Source organism: Leucobacter chromiireducens subsp. solipictus (genome assembly GCF_016758195.1).
GTDB classification, from domain to species: Bacteria; Actinomycetota; Actinomycetes; order Actinomycetales; family Microbacteriaceae; genus Leucobacter; species Leucobacter solipictus.
The window spans coordinates 613,684-631,638 of the sequence record NZ_QYAC01000001.1; the positions used below are offsets into that span (position 1 = coordinate 613,684).

The 17,955-nt window shown below is 68.9% G+C and carries 16 protein-coding genes; 8 read left to right on the forward strand and 8 right to left on the reverse strand.

Going from position 1 to position 17,955, the window contains the following annotated elements; translation table 11 throughout:
• Positions 1 to 11: 11 nt before the first annotated feature.
• Both D3230_RS02850 and D3230_RS02855 read right to left on the reverse strand, forming a co-directional pair.
• Positions 12 to 1,193: an ABC transporter ATP-binding protein gene (locus tag D3230_RS02850; protein WP_202343474.1), complete on the reverse strand. Its 1,182-nt coding sequence runs from the start codon at positions 1,191 to 1,193 to the stop codon at positions 12 to 14.
• A 2-nt stretch (positions 1,194 to 1,195) separates the two neighbouring features.
• Positions 1,196 to 2,401, reverse strand: a complete 1,206-nt coding sequence (locus D3230_RS02855; RefSeq protein WP_202343475.1) for an ABC transporter substrate-binding protein — start codon at positions 2,399 to 2,401, stop codon at positions 1,196 to 1,198.
• 362 nt (positions 2,402 to 2,763) lie between these two features.
• Between D3230_RS02855 and D3230_RS02860 the strand changes: the two genes are divergently transcribed.
• Together D3230_RS02860 and D3230_RS02865 are read left to right on the forward strand one after the other, a co-directional pair.
• Entirely contained in the window at positions 2,764 to 3,231 is a 468-nt protein-coding gene (locus tag D3230_RS02860) for an AsnC family transcriptional regulator (RefSeq protein ID WP_202343476.1), read from the forward strand.
• A 2-nt stretch (positions 3,232 to 3,233) separates the two neighbouring features.
• Entirely contained in the window at positions 3,234 to 4,628 is a 1,395-nt protein-coding gene (locus D3230_RS02865) for an aspartate aminotransferase family protein (protein WP_202343477.1), read from the forward strand.
• Between the two features lie 347 nt (positions 4,629 to 4,975).
• On the opposite strand, the gene D3230_RS02870 is transcribed toward D3230_RS02865, so the two are convergent.
• Together D3230_RS02870 and rpsO are read right to left on the reverse strand one after the other, a co-directional pair.
• Positions 4,976 to 5,989 carry a hypothetical protein gene (locus D3230_RS02870; protein WP_202343478.1) on the reverse strand — a complete coding sequence of 338 codons (1,014 nt, stop codon included), beginning with the start codon at positions 5,987 to 5,989 and terminating at the stop codon, positions 4,976 to 4,978.
• 498 nt (positions 5,990 to 6,487) lie between these two features.
• The gene (rpsO, locus tag D3230_RS02875; RefSeq protein WP_202343479.1) at positions 6,488 to 6,757 is read right to left on the reverse strand and encodes a 30S ribosomal protein S15; all 270 of its coding nucleotides are present in this window, start codon (positions 6,755 to 6,757) and stop codon (positions 6,488 to 6,490) included.
• A gap of 295 nt (positions 6,758 to 7,052) precedes the next feature.
• On the opposite strand from rpsO, the gene D3230_RS02880 reads away from it, so the two are divergent.
• The 3 genes from D3230_RS02880 (at position 7,053) to D3230_RS02890 (ending at position 10,453) form a co-directional block, all read left to right on the forward strand.
• Positions 7,053 to 8,279, forward strand: a complete 1,227-nt coding sequence (locus D3230_RS02880; RefSeq protein ID WP_202343480.1) for an ammonium transporter — start codon at positions 7,053 to 7,055, stop codon at positions 8,277 to 8,279.
• 9 nt (positions 8,280 to 8,288) lie between these two features.
• On the forward strand, positions 8,289 to 9,158 hold the full coding sequence (locus D3230_RS02885; RefSeq protein ID WP_202343481.1) for an inositol monophosphatase family protein: 870 nt from the start codon (positions 8,289 to 8,291) through the stop codon (positions 9,156 to 9,158).
• A gap of 95 nt (positions 9,159 to 9,253) precedes the next feature.
• Positions 9,254 to 10,453 (forward strand): ABC transporter substrate-binding protein, encoded by a 1,200-nt coding sequence (locus tag D3230_RS02890; protein WP_202343482.1) that lies wholly within the window; start codon positions 9,254 to 9,256, stop codon positions 10,451 to 10,453.
• A gap of 19 nt (positions 10,454 to 10,472) precedes the next feature.
• Here D3230_RS02890 and D3230_RS02895 read toward each other — a convergent pair whose 3' ends face one another.
• Genes D3230_RS02895 through D3230_RS02905 form a run of 3 tightly spaced genes read right to left on the reverse strand, consistent with a single transcriptional unit; the run spans position 10,473 to position 12,723 of the window.
• On the reverse strand, positions 10,473 to 10,751 hold the full coding sequence (locus D3230_RS02895; RefSeq protein ID WP_202343483.1) for a DUF6457 domain-containing protein: 279 nt from the start codon (positions 10,749 to 10,751) through the stop codon (positions 10,473 to 10,475).
• The gene (gene mobA, locus D3230_RS02900; RefSeq protein ID WP_202343484.1) at positions 10,748 to 11,398 is read right to left on the reverse strand and encodes a molybdenum cofactor guanylyltransferase; all 651 of its coding nucleotides are present in this window, start codon (positions 11,396 to 11,398) and stop codon (positions 10,748 to 10,750) included. The genes D3230_RS02895 and mobA overlap by 4 nt, the downstream gene beginning before the upstream one ends.
• Positions 11,395 to 12,723: a molybdopterin molybdotransferase MoeA gene (locus tag D3230_RS02905; RefSeq protein ID WP_202343485.1), complete on the reverse strand. Its 1,329-nt coding sequence runs from the start codon at positions 12,721 to 12,723 to the stop codon at positions 11,395 to 11,397. Before D3230_RS02905 ends, mobA begins: the two co-directional genes overlap by 4 nt.
• A 68-nt stretch (positions 12,724 to 12,791) precedes the next feature.
• Between D3230_RS02905 and fdhD the strand changes: the two genes are divergently transcribed.
• From fdhD to D3230_RS02920, 3 genes are read left to right on the forward strand one after another with little or no spacing between them, the layout of a single operon-like run.
• Positions 12,792 to 13,709, forward strand: coding sequence for a formate dehydrogenase accessory sulfurtransferase FdhD (fdhD, locus tag D3230_RS02910; RefSeq protein WP_202343486.1), 918 nt, complete (start codon positions 12,792 to 12,794; stop codon positions 13,707 to 13,709).
• Positions 13,706 to 16,030 (forward strand): FdhF/YdeP family oxidoreductase, encoded by a 2,325-nt coding sequence (locus tag D3230_RS02915; RefSeq protein WP_202343487.1) that lies wholly within the window; start codon positions 13,706 to 13,708, stop codon positions 16,028 to 16,030. The genes fdhD and D3230_RS02915 overlap by 4 nt, the downstream gene beginning before the upstream one ends.
• 30 nt (positions 16,031 to 16,060) lie before the next feature.
• Positions 16,061 to 16,708: a helix-turn-helix domain-containing protein gene (locus tag D3230_RS02920; protein WP_202343488.1), complete on the forward strand. Its 648-nt coding sequence runs from the start codon at positions 16,061 to 16,063 to the stop codon at positions 16,706 to 16,708.
• On the opposite strand, the gene D3230_RS02925 is transcribed toward D3230_RS02920, so the two are convergent.
• On the reverse strand, positions 16,709 to 17,923 hold the full coding sequence (locus tag D3230_RS02925; protein WP_337249056.1) for a globin domain-containing protein: 1,215 nt from the start codon (positions 17,921 to 17,923) through the stop codon (positions 16,709 to 16,711). It lies immediately after the preceding gene.
• Between the last annotated feature and the right edge of the window lie 32 nt (positions 17,924 to 17,955).

Genomic DNA, 17,955 nt, shown 5'->3' on the forward strand with positions numbered 1-17,955 from the left:
GGTCGCCTCCCCTACTCCGCGAGCGCGGCCTGGGTCGCGATGGCCCGCGTCGAGTACTCGGTGGTCAGCGCGCCCGTGTCGAGCCGGTCGTCCGCCAGGCCGAAGGTGTGCTCCGTGAACCAGCTGAGCCATACCTCGTCGCCCAGCTGGGCGGCCGGGCCCGCCTGCAGGTTCTGCGCGAACACGTGCACGGGATCCGAGCCCGGGACGTGCACCGTGTATTGGGTGCTCACGCCGATAAACGACACATCCGTGATCCGGCCGGGACCGACCACGTTCCGGGCCGGATCCGCCGCGGGTGCCTCCCGGCTGAGCATGAGCTTCTCCGGCCGTACGCCGATCGTGATCGTGCCGCTGTCGCGCTCGCTCCGGCTCCGCGGCACCGACAGCCGCGTGCCCGCGAGATCCGTGTGGATCACCTGGTCGGTGCTCCCCACCACGTCGACCTGGAACAGGTTGGACTGTCCCAGGAAGTTTGCGACGAACACGGTGCGCGGCAGCTCGTACAGTTCCTCCGGCGCCCCCATCTGCTCGATCCGCCCCTTGTTCATCACCGCGACCGTGTCGGCCATGGTCATGGCCTCCTCCTGATCGTGGGTCACGTGCAAGAAGGTCAGGCCGACCTCCTGCTGGATCTGCTTCAGCTCCTGCTGCATCTGGCGCCGCAGCTTCAGGTCCAGCGCGCCGAGGGGTTCGTCGAGCAGCAGCAGCGCCGGCCGGTTCACGACCGCGCGGGCCAGCGCCACGCGCTGCTGCTGCCCGCCCGAGAGCTGGGCCGGCTTGCGATCCGCCACGTGATCCAGCTCGACCAGGCGCAGCGCCTCGTGCGCCTTGCCGACCGGGTCGCCCATCTTGCGCCGGCGGAGCCCGAACGCGACATTCTCCAGGATCGTCATGTGCGGGAACAGCGCGTACGACTGGAACACGGTGTTGACCGGGCGCTTGTGCGGCTTCAGCGCGCTCACGTCCGTGCCGCCGATCAGGATCTTGCCCGCCGAGGGCTCCTCCAGGCCCGCGACCAGCCGCAGGGTGGTCGTCTTGCCGCAGCCCGAGGGGCCGAGCAACGCGAAGAACGATCCGGCGGGGATCGTGAGATCGAGGTGTTCGATGGCGGTAAAGCCGGGGAAACGCTTCTGGATGCCGACCAGTTCGAGGTCGGCACCGGATTCAGCAAAGGTGCCGTGTGCTGCCATGTCTACAGTCCCAACACATTCTGGAAGGCCGTCGAGTACTTCTTGTCCTCTTCGGCGGTGAGCGTACGGAAGTTGTGGAGGTGCTCCCAATCCTTGTCGTCCGGGAAGATCAGCGGGTTGTCCGCGTTCTCCGGATTGATCTTGCGCATTTCCTCCTGCGTACCCTTCACCGGGGGCACAAAGGTGACGTAATTCGCGACCTCCGCCATGACCACGGGGTCGTAGTAGTAGTTGATGAGCTCTTCGACCTGCGCCTTTGCCTCGGCACTGGTGCCGTTCGGCACGGTGAACGAGTCGGCCGCGATCATGCCGCCCGACTCAGGAATCTCCAGCGTCCACTGGTTGTCGTTCTCGGCGTTCAGCATCACCACGTCGCCGGTCCACGCCATCGCCGCGAGCGCGTCGCCCGTGATGAGGTCCTGGGTGTAGCTATTGCCCTTCACGTTGCCGATCTGGCCGCTCTTCAGCGCGTCGTCGAGCCAGGCAAGCGCCGCGTCGAACTCGGTGTCGCCCCAGTCGCTGTTCGGGTCCGTTCCCAGTCCGGCCATCACCATGCCCATCGTGTCGCGCATCTCGCTGAGCACCACGACCTTACCCTTCAGCTCCGGGCGCAGGAAGTCGTCGAGCGTCTTAATGCCCTGCGGCACCGCCTCCGTGTTCCACACCCAGCCGGAGGCCGGGAGCTGCCACGGGATCGTGAACTTGCGGCCCGGATCCACATCGAGCGCGTCCCACTGCGCGTCGACGAGGTTCGCCTCGACGTTGGGGAGATTCGCGTAGTCGAACTCCTGCACTTGCGTGTCGTTGATCAAGCGACCGTTCATCCAGTCGGTGAAGGTGACCGTGTCGTAGCCCGTGAACTGCCCGAGCTTCAGCTGATCCTTGATCTTGCCGTAGAACGTGTTGTTGTCGTCAATATCCTCGATGTAGTCGACGCTGAATCCCGCCTGATCCACGAAATTGTCGAGCGAGGTGAAGCTGCCCGTGGACTCATCGAAGTCGAGGTAGTACGTCCAGTTTCCCCAGACGATGCCCTCGCCCCCGCCGCCGCCACCGCCGGAGTTCGACGCACACGAGGCGAGTCCGAGCGCCCCAGCGCCCGCGGCCCCCACCGCGGCACCGCGCAGCAGCTGCCGCCGGTTCATCTGCGCGCCGCGAAGCAGCTGCACGATATTTCGGACAATCGGGTCTTCTGGACGACGGACCATGAGAGATCTCCCTTGGTTTCTCAGTGGCGATCCGACACGCGCACAAACGGCGACTCTGCCGGGTGGTGATCATGAGAATGGCACAGACACTCCCCCACCGCAACGACCTGAACCTCTGGAACCAGAATTCTTCACGGAACAGTTACCGAAGCAGGGAAAACTGCGAAAAATTCGACAATCACCACGAATGTCACCGAAACTGACACTGGTCGTTCCGGGGCCGCACTCGACCAGACTTCGCCGCCGGACGCGCCGAGGCGAGGGAGCGCGCCGAGTGCAAGAAGGGGGAAAACCTCAGGTTTGCCCGCCCGTAACTTCGGATTCCTTTGCTTTTTCAGGTTCAGACTGCAAGAATCAGTAACGTGAGCACCAAACGCCCGTCGCAAACTCTCGACACCACGTCGAAAGCGATCATCGAGCAACTTCAGCGCGATGGCCGCCGTTCGTACGCAGAAATCGGGAAGGCTGTCGGCCTCAGCGAGGCCGCCGTCCGGCAGCGGGTGCAGAAGCTTACGGATACCGGGGTCATGCAGATTGTGGCAGTGACCGACCCCATGCGCCTCGGCTTCACCCGCCAGGCCATGCTCGGCATCCGGGTCTCCGGCGACACGCGTGTCGTCGCCGATCAGCTCTCCGCGATCCCCGAGATCAGCTACGTCGTCCTCAGCGCGGGCTCCTTCGACATCATCGTCGAGGTGGTCTGTGAGGACGACGACGGCCTCATCGAACTGCTCAACGAGAAGATTCGCGCGGTCGAAGGGGTCTCGGCGACGGAGACCTTCGTATACCTCCAACTCACCAAACAGAAATACGATTGGGGAACCAGATAACCATGTCATACGATCCCACTGCGGCGGTTGACACCGCGGCGCTCCAGGCTTCGGCCAAGCGCCACATGTGGCCGCACTTCACCAACCGCAAGGTGCTCAACGACGGCATCCCCGTCATCACCCGCGCCGAGGGCCACCACATCTACGATGCTGCTGGCAAGGAGTACATCGACGGCCTCGCAGGTCTGTTCGTTGTGAACGCCGGCCACGGCCGCGAGCGCATCGTGCAGGCAGCTGCCAAGCAGATGCAGCAGCTCGACTTCATGCCGATCTGGTCCTACGGCCACCCGGCTGCGATCGAGCTCTCGGAGCGCCTCTCCTCGTACGCGCCCGGCGAGATGAACAAGGTCTTCTTCACCACCGGTGGTGGCGAGGCTGTGGAGTCGGCGTTCAAGCTGGCAAAGCACTTCTGGAAGATCAAGGGCCAGCCCATGAAGCACAAGGTGATCTCGCGGTCCGTGGCATACCACGGCACCCCGCAGGGCGCCCTGGCGATCACCGGCATCCCCGACATGAAGAAGTTCTACGAGCCGCTGACCCCCGGCGGTCACCGCGTGCCGAACACGAACTTCTACCGCGCTGAGGAAATGGGCGCTCCGTCCAACGACCTCGAGGCATTCGGCCAGTGGGCGGCAAACCGCATCGAGGAGGCGATCCTCTTCGAGGGTCCCGAGACCGTTGCTGCCGTCTTCCTCGAGCCCGTGCAGAACTCGGGCGGCTGCTTCCCGCCGCCCCCCGGGTACTTCAAGCGCGTCCGCGAGATCTGCGACCAGTACGACGTGCTGCTCGTCTCGGATGAGGTCATCTGCGCCTACGGCCGCGTCGGCGAGTTCTTCGCATCGAAGGCACTCGGCTACGAGCCCGACATCATCACCTCGGCGAAGGGCATCACCTCGGGCTACGTCCCCCTCGGTGCCATGATCGTCTCGGACAAGGTGTCGGAGCCCTTCAACTCGGAGGACAACACCTTCTACCACGGCTTTACCTTCGCTGGTCACCCGGCGGCGGCGGCTGCGGCCCTCGAGAACCTCGACATCTTCGAGGAAGAGGACCTCAACGGCCGCGTGCGCGAGAACAGCCCGCTGTTCCGCGCCGAGCTCGAGAAGCTGCTCGACATCGACATCGTCGGTGACGTGCGTGGCGAGGGCTACTTCTTCGGCATCGAGCTTGTCAAGGACAAGGCGACCAAGGAGACGTTCAACGAGGAAGAGTCGAACCGACTCCTCCGCGATTACCTCTCCCCCGCCCTGTGGGACGCCGGCCTGTACTGCCGCGCCGACGACCGGGGAGACCCCGTCATCCAGCTCGCTCCGCCGCTGACCATCGGTCCGGCTGAGTTCGCTGAGATCGGCGGCATCCTGCGCAGCGTCCTGAAGGACGCTTCGTCGAAGATCTAATCTTCGTGCCCTGAACGGCCCCCGCGCTTCGGCGCGGGGGCCGTTCTGCGTGTGCGGCCCCCGCTCGCCCCGCCCCTGCGGCCCCCGCTCGCCCCGCCCCGCCCCGCCCCGTCCGCCCGGCCCCGTCCGCCCCGCCCGCCGCTCCCAGGTTCGCCCTCCCCGAGCCAAATTATCTGCACCGAGGGGTTCTGGCCCGAATTTCCCTCCCGATATCGAATTTCCCTCGGGGAGGATGCCGCGTTCGCTCCCTGCGGCGCCCGTTCGGCGCCCGTTCGGCGCCCGGCCGACCGTACCCTGCGCGAGTGCAGTTCGGTCTCGGTTGTAGCTCGGTCTCGGAGGTCCGGGGGTCACGGGAGCCCGGGCACCCGGACCCCAAAACGGCGCAGCCGCGCTCCTAGTTCGCGTGCACTCGTCAGGTGCTCTGGCGTCCACCGCACGACCCGTTTCCCCGTCACACCGCGCACCTCGTCCTCACGGACCTTCTCGGCGAGCACCACGTCCGCCGACGTGCGCGCCCCCAGCAGCGCCGGATCGCGGTACTTTGCCAGCCCATCCACCTCCCCAAACGCCGCCTGCCCGGGGAACTCGAAGTCCATCCAGACGGTACGACCATGATCCAGCGTCACAGGAACCTGCACCTGGTACGGGATGCCCAGCCGCTCGAGTTGCAGCCGGCTCAGACTTTCCACCGGCGAATCGGATCGCGGATCCGTCATGTTCACCACGGCCCGCGCGCGCCGCACGCCCGGGCGGAAACTGCGACGCAGTCGCTGCGTCTGTGCGTGCCGCCATTCGGCGATCACCTGCTCCGGTACATCCCGCGTGCAGCCCCAGAGCCGACGCAACCCCGCATCCGCGGCGGGAACCGCGAGCTCCGCGGGCGCGGAGTGGGCGAGGTCGAGGAGCGTGCGCTCCAGCGATGTCACGCGCACGCCTTCCACCACTGTGACTTCCCCTGCTTCGAGTTCCAGGAGATGTCTCCGGATCATTCGGGAGCTTTGACCGGGGGCTTTCGGGTCGGTGGCAATATGGACGAGTGCGTCCTGCAGCCCGACAAGCGGCAATCCCCACAGCGACGCCGCCGATGAATGCGTGAACACCCACCCGCGCTGCGCGTTGAGCTGTGCTGCCGCGAGGGTCCGCGCCAGCACGCGATCCTCGGGGTAGAGCGGCTGCCACTCGGCGCTTCGCACGTACGCCCCATGCAGGATGCGCACGAGGTCGCCGGCGGCGACCTGTGCACCGAGCTCGTCGTCACTGTGTTCGCCCCAGCCGACCGCATCGCGTCGCAGCACGAGACGGGCCTTCATGCGGTCGAGGTGGGCGAGGTGGGTCGGGTCGAGGTGTGCGCGCGCGTCCATGCGAGCCAGTGTCCTCTGCGTGGGGCCACTCCCACGGGTTCTCCACTGGATGCCGCGCATTCCGGCGCGTCACCCCGCCAAACGCCGCTTGTGAGCGACGCTTAGCGCGCAACCGGGCTCTCACGCTAGGCCCGGGGATCCAACTTCCCAGCCCCGGCACCCACGCCGGCCCCCGGCACCTGGCACCTGGCACCCGGCGCCTACGCCGGCCCCCGGCACACACGCCGGTCCCCGGCCCCTCCGGTCCCCAGCCCCTGCCCCAGCCCCCTGCCCCCGCATCCTCCCCGAGGGAAATTCGATAGCGCGAGGCAAACTCGGCCGAAAACGCCACCCGGCAGATAATTTGCCGGGTGTAGGCGGAGGGGCGTAGGCCGGAGGGTGGCTGGCGGGGGCAGGCGGACGGGGCAGGCGGGGGGGCAGAAGCGGCGGGGAACGCAGAAGCGCCCGACCCCTGGACGGGGGCGGGCGCTTCGCAGAGTGTCAGTAAGCGATCAGCGCTTAGCGACGCAGGCCGAGACGCTCGATGAGCGAACGGTAGCGGGTGATGTCGGTCGCCTGGAGGTAGCCCAGGAGACGACGGCGCTGACCCACGAGCAACAGGAGGCCGCGGCGCGAGTGGTGATCGTGCTTGTGCGACTTCAGGTGCTCGGTCAGATCCTTGATCCGCTGCGTCAGCATGGCGACCTGAACCTCGGGGGAACCGGTGTCGCCGGGCTTGGTTGCGTACTCGTCGATGATCGCCTTCTTGACGTCTGCTTCCAGTGCCATAGGGATCCCCTTCCTGTTGCTGCGCGGCGCCGTCAGCGGGATGCTGGGGCTCTCTTTATCCGCGGCCGTTGAACGGCAACCTTCACATACTAGCACCCTCACGGCCGCGCCTGCGCCCCGCGGCCCCGACACGAACGCGAAATCAAATGGTGACGCCCGGGAAACCCCGGGGTGACGGCCGCGAAACAGCGGCCCCGCACACTAAAACTCCGCACTCGGGAACTCCGCACCCGGGTGCCCTGCACACGCAGGCCACGACACCACCCCGGGGACACCCCGGAGGAAGGCGGCACCGATGGAACTCCTCACCCCGCACGACGTCTGGGTCCTCACGAGCGCGGCGCTCGTGCTGGTCATGACCCCGGGCCTCGCGCTCTTCTACGGCGGCCTGGTCCGCGTCCGTTCGGTCGTGAACATGATGCTGTTCAGCATCAGCGCGATGGGCGTCGTCGGGGTCCTCTGGATCCTCGTCGGCTACGGCATGAGCTACTTCGCGCCGGGCGAGAGCGGTTGGGCAGGCAGCCCAGCGAAAGACTTCGGCCTGATCGACACGGACCCCGCAAGCTTCATCGGGCTCGGCTTCGGCGTGACCTTCGCGATGATCTCCACAGCGCTGATCTCGGGCGCAATCGCCGACCGGGTCGGCCTCGGCTCCTGGGTCCTGTTCTCGGGCCTGTGGGCGACGCTCGTGTACTTCCCCGTCGCCGCCTGGGTGTGGGGCGGGGGCTGGATCCAGCAGCTCGGCAGCGTGCTCGGCACCCCCGAGGTCATCGACTGGGCCGGCGGCACGGCGGTGCACATCAACGCGGGGGCCGCGGCGCTCGCGCTGGCGCTGGTCGCGGGCAAGCGCGTCGGCTTCGCCCCGGGCTCGCACCGGCCGCACAGCCTCCCGCTCGTCACGATCGGAGCGGCGCTGCTGTGGTTCGGCTGGATCGGATTCAACGCCGGGGCGGCGGAGGACGCGGCGACCGCGGGCCTGATCCTGGTGAACACGCTCGCGGCACCCGCCGCAGCGATCCTTGGCTGGCTGCTCGTGGATCGGCTGCGTGGGAAGAAGCCGAGCGTGGTGGGGGCGACCTCCGGTGCGGTGGCGGGCCTCGTCGCGATCACCCCGTCGTGCGCGAATCTGGCACCGATCTGGGCTCTGCTGCTCGGGCTCACCGCAGGCGCCCTGTGTGCGATCGCGATCGACCTGAAGTACCGGCTCGGCTTCGACGATTCGCTCGACGTGGTGGGGCTGCACCTGGTCGCCGGCGTCTTCGGGACGCTCTATCTCGGCTTCTTCGCCACCGGCGACGGGCTGTTCATGGGCGGCGACGCCGGCCTGCTCCTGGTGCAGACCATTTCGGTGCTCGGCGTCGCCCTCTACTCGTTCGTGGTGTCCTTCCTCATCGCGCTCGCGGTGAAGGCGGTCACGGGGCTGCGCGTCCCGGTCCGTGTTGAGGAGGCCGGGATCGACGCCCACGCGCACGGTGAAGACGCCTACGCCTCCGAGGCGATGCTCGTGCCGGCCTCCCGTTAGGCTCGGAGCATGACCGGCACCCAGCATCCCGACCCGCAGCACACGCACCTCTCCCCCGAGACGCTGGCGGATCTCGCCCGGATCGCCGCCGACGTCGCACGCGTGGCGGGGGCGAAGATCCAGGAGCTCCGCGCGACGGGGGTCACGGTCGCGGCGAGCAAGTCGAGCATCACCGACGTGGTGACGGCCGCGGATCGTGCGGCCGAGGAACTCGTGGTGGCGGCGCTGCGGGCGGCGCGGCCCGACGACGCGATCCTTGGCGAGGAGGGCGCGGGCGTCGCGGGGACGAGCGGGATCACCTGGGTGATCGACCCGATCGACGGCACGGTGAACTACCTTTACGATCTGCCGGTGTACGCGGTGAGTATCGCGGCGACGGTGGCCGATCCGCTGGCGATGGCGGACGGCCGCCGCGCGGTCGCCGGGGCCGTGTACGCGCCGCGGCTCGACGAGCTCTACGAGGCGTGGGAGGGCGGCGGGGCCCGGCTCGGCGGGGAGCCGATCCGGATCTCCGGGAAGACCGAGCTGGCCACCTCGCTCGTTGCGACGGGCTTCGGCTACACGGTGGAGCGCCGGATCGAGCAGGCCGCGATGGTCTCGCGCCTCGTGCCGCGCGCCCGGGATATTCGCCGCATGGGCTCCGCCGCCTACGATCTCTGCGCGCTCGCGGCCGGCCGCCTCGACGCGTACTTCGAGCGCGGTCTGCAGCCGTGGGACTACGCGGCCGGTGCGCTGATCGCGCGCGAGGCCGGCGCCGCGCTGCTCGGTCGGGACGAGACGACCCCGCCCGGAGAGCCGCTGATGTTCGTGGCGGATCCGGCGCTGGTGCACGAGCTGCGCGACGTCGTGCTGGGGCGGGATCCCGACACACGTCAATGAGAATGACATGACCTCTTACTTTTGGGGTCTCGGGTGTGTGAGGATGGACCCGAGAGCGGCTCCACCGGAGTAGCCGCCTGTCTCGAGGAGGACCGATGCGTCGCCATTCACCCGATCCCCTGATTCACGAGCTCGTGCAGCGTGCCCGCGCCACGCAGCTGAACCGCCGCCAGGTACTGCGCGGTGCCGGCCTCGGGGCCGCGCTCCTGGGTGCCGGATCACTCGCGGCCTGCGCGGGGCCCAGCGGTCCCGGCGACGGTTCTGGCGGCACCGTCCGCTGGGCGAACTGGACCTACTACCTCGATTATGACGAGGAGACCGGGGACTGGCCATCGCTCAACGCGTTCATGGAGCGCAGCAACATCCGGGTCGAGTACTTCGAGGACATCGACGACAACAAGACGTTCATCGCCAAGATCAAGGACCAGCTCAAGCTCGAGCAAGATACGGGCTATGACGTCTTCGTGCCCTCGGACACCACGACGGTCCGGCTCGTCGAACAGAACCAGCTGCTCGAGTTCGATCGCTCGCTGATGCCGAACGTGGACGCGAACATGATCGACATGGTGACGCACGCGAGCTTCGATCCGGATCGGATCTGGTCGATCCCCTACCAGGCGGGCATGACCGGCCTCGTCTACAACACGCAGCTCTACCCGAAGGGCGTGCAGTCGGTGTCGGATCTGTGGGCCCCGGACCTGGCTGGCAAGGTGAACCTGCTCACCGAGCAGGACGACACCCTCGCACTGATCATGCTGGAGCAGGGCGTCGACATCGAGAGCAACTGGGGCGACACCGAGTTCGAGGCCGCGCTCGACGTGGCACGGGAGCAGATCGACAGCGGCCAGGTGCTCACGGTGAAGGGCAACTCGTACACACAGGATCTGGAGCAGGGCAATGTGTGGGCGGGCATGGCCTGGTCCGGCGACATCGCGATCCTCAACGAGGAGGCGGGCGAGGAGATCTGGAAGTTCGTGGTCCCCGAGGCCGGTGCCTCGGTGTTCATCGACTCGTTCTCGATGCCGCTCGCCGCGAAATCGGTGGATCAGGTGCACGAGCTCATCGACTACTACTACGAGCCCGAGGTCGCCGCGGAGGTCGCCGAGTACGTGCAGTACGTGTGCCCCGTCGCCGGCGCGCAGGAAGCCATGGCGAAGACGAACCCGGAGCTCGCCGAGAACCCGCTGATCTTCCCCGACGCGGACATGTCGAAGCGGATCTTCGACATGCGCTCGCTCAGCGCCGAGGAAGACAACCGCTACACGCAGGCGTACCAGAAGATCCTCGGGAACTAGGCGGGGCGGCCGAGCGCGGCTACTCGCGCTCGGCCGACCAGCGCGCGGCCCGCTCGCTGAGCCGCGCCGTCAGCCTGGCGAACGCGGTGGGATCATCGCCCGCGCGCCCCACCGCGATGCCGAGCAGGAACGTGGTGAGGGGCGCCGCGGGGCGCGCAACGTCGTGCGCGACATCGCGCGCGAGGTCCAGCAGCGCGCCGATCGAGATCTCGCTCGCGTCCAGTCCGAGCTCGTCGGCCGCGGCGATCAGCCAGGCGTCGAGCGCCTCGGGCGGGAGGTGCTTCGGGGAGGTCGTCATGGGGTGTCCTTTCCGGGGGTCGCCGCGCGGGCGCGGGCCAGGTCTGCGGGGGTATCGATGTCGGCGACGAGCGCGGCCGCCGCGGGCACGGCGCGGATCGTGAGCGCTCCGAACGCGGCCCGCAGCGGGCGGTTCGCGAGCTCGCCGAGCGCGGCGACGCTGGCGCGGAGTGCGGCTCCGCGGACCCGGCCCGCGAGCCACTGGGCGCGACCGTCCGGGTCGTGCAGGATCACGGCGTCCACGGGGGTGCCGTCCGCCGCGCTGAGCGGCTCCCGGGCGAGCGCCGAGACCACGGCCTCGGGGTGTTCGAGGTCGCAGGACAGCAGAAACACGGTGCCGTCGGTACCGTCACCGTCACCATCTCCGTCACCGAGCGCCACCAAGCCGGCGGCGAGCGCCGCGAGCGGACCACCGAACGGCGGATCCTCGCGCGCGGGGAGACAGCCGGCGGGCACCGCGTGATCCGGCCCGACCACGACGATCCGCGTCACGCCGCGCAGGCGCACGGCGGCGACCACGCGGTCGATGAGTCGGACGCCGCCGAGCCGCAGCTCGGCCTTGTCGATTCCCCCGAGGCGGGAGCCGCGCCCCCCGGCGAACAGGATCGCGGCGGGCGCGAGTCCCCCGGTTCCGGCCGCGGCGCTCATGTCCCCACCAGGATCACGTCGACCCGCTCCCCCGGCGCGACGTCGCCACGTTCCGCGCCGACGAGCGCGTAGCCGTCGGCGCCCCCGTGCCCGCCGACGGCGTGCGACACCCCGCGGGGGTCCACGGCCGGCCGGCAGCGCAGCTGGCCCGCCTCCGTAGCGATGCGTACGGGGAGCACCTGCAGCCGCCCGGCCACCCCGCGCCAGCCGAGTTCCGCGGTGGCGGCGAGGCGCGGCCGTTCGAGCTCGTGGGCACCCTGCACGTGCCGCAGAGCGGGGACCACGAACAGTTCGAAGCTCACGGCGGCGCTCACGGGGTTCCCCGGGAGCGCGAAGATCCAGGCCCCGCCGCGCAGCGCTCCCGCGCACTGGGGCTGTCCCGGGCGCACCGCTACGCGCACCGCGCGCACGTCCGGCTCGGACTCGAGTGCGATGCGCGCGATGTCGTGGCGACCGGGTCCGACGCCCCCGGTCGTAATGATGACGTCCACGGTCGGCGCGAGTGCGGCGAGCCGCGCCCGGAACGCCGCCGCGTCGTCGGCGCTGACCGTGACCGACTCGGCCACGATGCCGTGCTCGGCGAGCAGCGCGGCGAGCAGCAGGGAGTTCGACTCGGGGATCTGGCCGCGGGTCAGTGGTTCCCCGGGGCCGCGCAGCTCGGAGCCGGTGGCGATCACGGCAACGCGGGGACGGGCGCGGACCCGCGCCGATGAGACCCCGGCTGCGGCGAGCGCGGCGAGGCGACGCGCCCCGAGCGGGTCGCCGGCCCGGGCGAGGATGCTGTTCGCCGCCACGTCCTCGCCGCGCACGCGCACGTTCGCACCGCGGACGGGCGCGCGGAGGATCTCCACAGTGTCCCGGCCCCACGGGTCACCCGGCTCCTCACCCCGCGTGTGTTCGACGGGGACCACGGTGTCGGCGGCGCTCGGAATCGGGGCACCCGTCATGATGCGCACGGCGGTTCCGGGGGGAAGCTCGGGATCGTCGGGGCTCCCCGCGGCGACCTCCCCGACGACGCGCAGCGACACCGGGGGGTCGAGCACCCCCGGGGCGGCCGCGGCGAGGTCTGCGGCGCGCACCGCGTAGCCGTCCATCGCCGAGTTGTCCCAGAGCGGGAGGGCGTGCGGGGCGGCAACATCCGCGGCGAGGATCAGACCGTGCGCATCGCGCAGCGGAACCTCGGCGGGGGCGAGCCGCGGGATCCGCGCAAGGATCCACGCGAGGTGCTGATCCGGCGCGATCGTGCGCTCCCCCGCGGGCTCCGCTGTCGGCTCGGCCGCCGGTGCCGCCGTCGGCTCTCCTGCCGGTCCCGCCGTCTCCGCCATCGCGACTCCGCTCCGCGCACTTCGTGCGCATCCTTGCCCTCGAACTGATTCGATGCTATCCAAGAAGCATGTCTCGTATTGCTGCACGACGTCGTGTCACCAGAGTTACCGCGGGGGTGCGCACGACCCAGCGGGCGGACTTTCTCTCCGTGGAAGAGCCCCTCGAAATTCGGGTGCTCGGCTCGTCGCTCGCGGTGACGATGCGTTCCCCGGGACACGACGTGGAACTTGCGGCAGGCTTCCTGGTGTCGGAGGGGGTGATCCACGACGCCGAGCATTTCTCCACGGCGCGCTACTGCGCGGGGGCCACATCCGACGAGGGAAATACGTACAACGTGCTCGACATCACGCTCGCTCCGGGGGTCGCCCCGCCGGATCCGAGCCTGGCCCGAAACTTCACGACCACGAGCGCCTGCGGACTGTGCGGCAAGGCAAGCATCGAGGCGGTGCACACCCAAACCCAGTTCGAGGTGTCGGACGATCCGCTCGTCATCGACGCGAGCACCATCATCGAGTTCCCGGACAAGCTCCGTGCCGAGCAGGCCGTGTTCGAGCGCACGGGCGGGCTCCACGCCGCGGCGCTGTTCGACGGGAACACGGGCGAGATGCTCGTGCTCCGTGAGGACGTGGGCCGCCACAACGCGGTCGACAAGGTCGTCGGCTGGGCGCTCATGCGGGGTCTCCTACCCGCCCGGTCCTGCGTGCTCATGGTCTCGGGGCGCGCAAGTTTCGAGCTCACGCAGAAGGCGCTCATGGCGGGGATCCCCATGCTCACCGCGGTCTCGGCCCCCTCCTCGCTCGCGGCGGATCTCGCCGAGGATGCCGGGATCACCCTCGTGGGCTTCCTCCGCGGCGACTCGATGGTCGTGTACACTCGCCCGGATCGCATCACCAATCTCGGCAGCGTCGACGAGACGGACGCTCCGGCGCCCGACCGCACCGGCGCGCTGCCTGTTTCCTCCCTCGAGAAAGTAGCCCTGCCATGACGCCCGAAGCTCCGATTGAGGATTTCTCCGACGCCGACATTGAGGTGACCGAGCCGAAGGACTACGCGGCCGGCATGGGGGGCGTATTCCACTCCATGCTGCCGTCGCTGCAGACCCTGGGGGTGGCGCGGTCGGCGAAACTGCTGACGAAGATCAATCAGAAGGACGGCTTCGACTGCATGAGCTGCGCGTGGCCCGATCCGGGGCACCGCAAGATCGCGGAGTTCTGTGAGAACGGCAGCAAGGCCGTGACCTGGGAAGCGACGCCGGTCACCGTGCCGCGCGAGTTCTGGCAGGAGCACTCCCTCACCTCGCTCGAGGACAAGACCGAATACTGGCTGGGGATGCAGGGCCGCATCACCGAGCCGGTGTACCGGCCGAAGGGCAGCGATCACTACGAGCCGATCACCTGGGATCGGGCGTACGGGATCGTTGCGGAGCACCTGAACGCGCTGGATCACGCGAACGAGGCGGCGTTCTACACGAGCGGCCGCGCCTCGAACGAGGCCGCCTTCCTGTACCAGCTCTTTGCGCGCATGCTGGGCACGAACAACCTGCCCGACTGCTCAAACATGTGCCACGAGTCCACGGGAACCGCCATGCAGTACACGGTGGGCATCGGCAAGTCGACGATCGCGTACGACGATTTCGCGAAGTCCGATCTGATTATCATCATGGGCCAGAACCCCGGGACGAACCACCCGCGGATGCTCACCGCCCTGCAGGAGGCGAAGGAGCACGGGGCGCAGATCGTCGCCGTGAACCCGCTCCCCGAGGCCGGCTTGAAGGGCTACAAGGATCCGCAGCGGGTGCGCGGCTACCTCGGCAAGGCCACGGAGATCGCCGATCAGTTCATGAAGATCCGTCTGGGCGGCGATATGGCGCTGCTGCAGGCAATCTCGAAGCGCGTGCTCGAGGCCGAGGGCCGCGCCCCCGGCACAGTGCTGGATCAGGAGTTCATCGCACAGCACACGGACGGCTTCGAGGCGTTCGCCGCACACATCGCGACGGTCGACGACCGCGAGGTGGAGCAGGCCACCGGGCTGACCACCGCAGAGATTGACGAGCTCGCGGAGCGCTACCTGAACGCGGAGCGCGTGATCATCGCCTGGGCCATGGGGATCACCCAGCACCGGCGCGCCGTGGACACCATCAAGGAGATCATGAATCTCCTGTTCTTGCGCGGCAACATCGGCAAGCCCGGCGCGGGCGCCTCCCCGATTCGCGGGCACTCGAACGTGCAGGGTGATCGCACCATGGGGGTCTGGGAGAAGATGCCCGACTCCTTCCTCGACGCGCTCGGCGCGGAGTTCGGTTTTGAGCCGCCGCGGGATCACGGCCTCGACTCGGTCGACGGGATCCGCGCGCTCGATCAGGGCAAGGTCAAAGTCTGGATGGGCCTCGGCGGGAACCTGCTCGGCGCGATCTCGGATACGAACCTCGCCGAGTCGGCGATGCGGAAGACGCGCCTCAGCGTGCAGCTCTCCACGAAACTCAACCGCTCGCACGTGATTACGGGTGAGGAGGCGCTGATCCTCCCCGTGCTCGGCCGCACCGAGGTCGACATGCAGCGCTCCGGCCCGCAGTACATCACGGTCGAGGATTCGGTGTGCGCCGTGCACGGCTCGCACGGGCAGATCGATCCGATCTCCCCCGAGGTGCGCTCCGAAACCGCGATCGTCGCGGGGATTGCCCAGGCGACGCTCGGCGATCGGTACGACGTCGACTGGCAGGGCATGATCGACAACTACGATGTGATCCGCGATCACATCTCGCGGGTGGTTCCGGGCTGCGAAAACTACAACGAAAAGACGCGCCGGCGGGAGGGCTTCGTGCTGCCGAACGGCCCGCGCGACGAGCGGCGCTTTGACACCGAGACCGGAAAGGCCCGGATCACCGTCAATGAGCTGGAACCGGTCGAGTGCCCGCCGGGGCGGCTGCTGTTGCAGACGCTGCGCTCGCACGATCAGTTCAACACGACGATCTACAGCCTCAACGACCGCTACCGCGGCATCAAGAAGGGCCGCTCGGTGGTCTTCGTACACCCGGACGATCTGGCGGACCTCGGGCTCGAGGACGGGCAGACCGTCGACATCTTCAGCGAGTGGAAGGACGAGCCGGATCGGGTGCTGCGCGGGTTCCGCACGGTCGCCTATCCCACGGCGCGCGGCTGCGCGGCCGCGTACTTCCCCGAGGCGAACGTGCTCGTCCCGCTCGAGAGCACGGCGCTCGAGAGCAACACACCGGTGTCGAAGGCCGTGGTGATCCGGCTGGAGCCGTCGAACACCCCGGTGGGGGTGGGGCGGCCCGTCGTCGTGTAGCGGGTCTCACGGCGCGGCTAGGCTGGCAGTATGCCGCGTCGCGTCGAGGATTTCCGGGGGCTCACCCGCGTGAGCCGGTTGCGGCTGCTCCACGCGGTGCATCGGGGTCCGGGGCGGCGACTCCCCGAGCTGGCCGCCGAGGTCGGCCTGCACCCGAACACGGCTCGCGAACATCTCGGGGTGCTGGAGCGCGAGGGGCTTGTGCAGCGGTTCACGCTCACGACCGGCGGCCGCGGCCGGCCTCCGGTCGTGTTCCACCCGGTCGAGGACGCCGACGAGAACCCCGCCGCGCGCCGGCGCGTCGACGGGGCGATCGAGCGCGGCGAGATCCTGCGTCGGCTCGCCCCGGACCTCGACCGCACGGGCGAGCTGGGGGCGGCGGCGGTGCGGCAGATCGACGCGCTCACCGAGCACCTCGACGACATCGGCCTCGAACCGCGACCTGACGATTCGCAGCTGCGCATCGATCTGGCACCGTGCCGATACGCGTTCGCGATCGAGACGGATCGCGCGCTCGTGTGCTCCGTGCACATCCAGCTGCTGAAGCAGCAGCTGCGCCAGTTGCCCGGACCCGTCCGGCTGCACGGCGTGCGCCCCTTCGTGACGCCGACGCAGTGCACCGTCACCCTCCGCGTCCTCGAGGAGGCCGCGGAGGGTGACGGGTCAGCAGCCGACTAGCTAGGCCGGATTCTGCGCCCACATGTCGGGCCCGAAGACCTCGTAGTGGATGTTCCCGGCCGCGACGCCCTGCCCCATGAGCGCGCGCCGCGCGGACTGCATGAACGGCAGCGGGCCGCACATGAACACCTGCGCGCCCGCGGGCACGTCGATCTGGGAGAGGTCCATGAATCCGCTGCGGGCCGGTGCGAGCGTCGGTGCCGTCGCCGCGTCTTCTTCGTACCAGTTCTGCGCCCGCGCATCCGCCATGGTGAGCACCTGCTCTCGCAGCTCCGTGTACAGCGGATGGTGCGCGTGCGAGCGGTCGGCGTGGAAGAGCCGCACCGTGCGTTCCGGTCGGTTCTGCGCCACATCGGACATGATTGCCGCGACCGGCGTGATCCCGATTCCCGCGGAGACGAGCACGAGCGGAGCCGCCGTGTCGTCGAGGACCACATCTCCCGCCGGCTGCGAGACGTCAAGCACGGTGCCCGGCTGCGCGTGTTCGTGCAGCCAGCCCGAGACCACCCCATCTGGGGTGCCGCCGATGCCCCGCACCCGCTTGATCGTGACGCGCACCGCGTCCGCGTCCGGGCCGTTGGAGACCGTGTACTGGCGCGGCTGGCGCTGCCCGTTCGGGAGATCCACGGCGAGCGCGACGTACTGGCCCGTGCGCACCTCCGGAAGCGCGCCCGACACCGGGGTGAGGAACAGCGAGAACACGTCCGCCGAGTGCTCCTGGCGTGCGGTGACCCGGTACTTGCGCCAGGGCTGCTCGGGATCGGTGCCGCCGAGCGCGTAGAGTCGCGCCTCCTCCGCGATCAGCTGCGTGGCGAAGAGCCAGTACACCTCGTCCCACGCCGCTGCCACCTCCGGGGTCACCGCCTCCCCGAGCACCGTACCGATCGCGGCCATGAGGTGCCTGCCCACGATCGTGTACTCGGGGGCGCGAATGCCGAGCGACACGTGTTTGTGGGCGATGCGCTGCAGCACCGGTGTGAAGTCGGGGGCGTCCGGGTCGATGAGCTGCACCGCGAACGCCACCACCGATGCGGCGAGCGCCTTCGGCTGCTCCCCGACCGCCTGGTTGGCGGCGTTGAACACGTTCCGCAGTTCCGGGTGGGCGGCGAACATCGCCGGGTAGAACGTCGCGGTGATTTCGTCGGCGTGCGCCGCAACGACCGCCGCGGTGGCGGCAACCCTGGCCTCGGACTGGGGGGACAACTGCATCGACATACTGCCTCCTGAGGGGTGGTGATCTCAGTGTT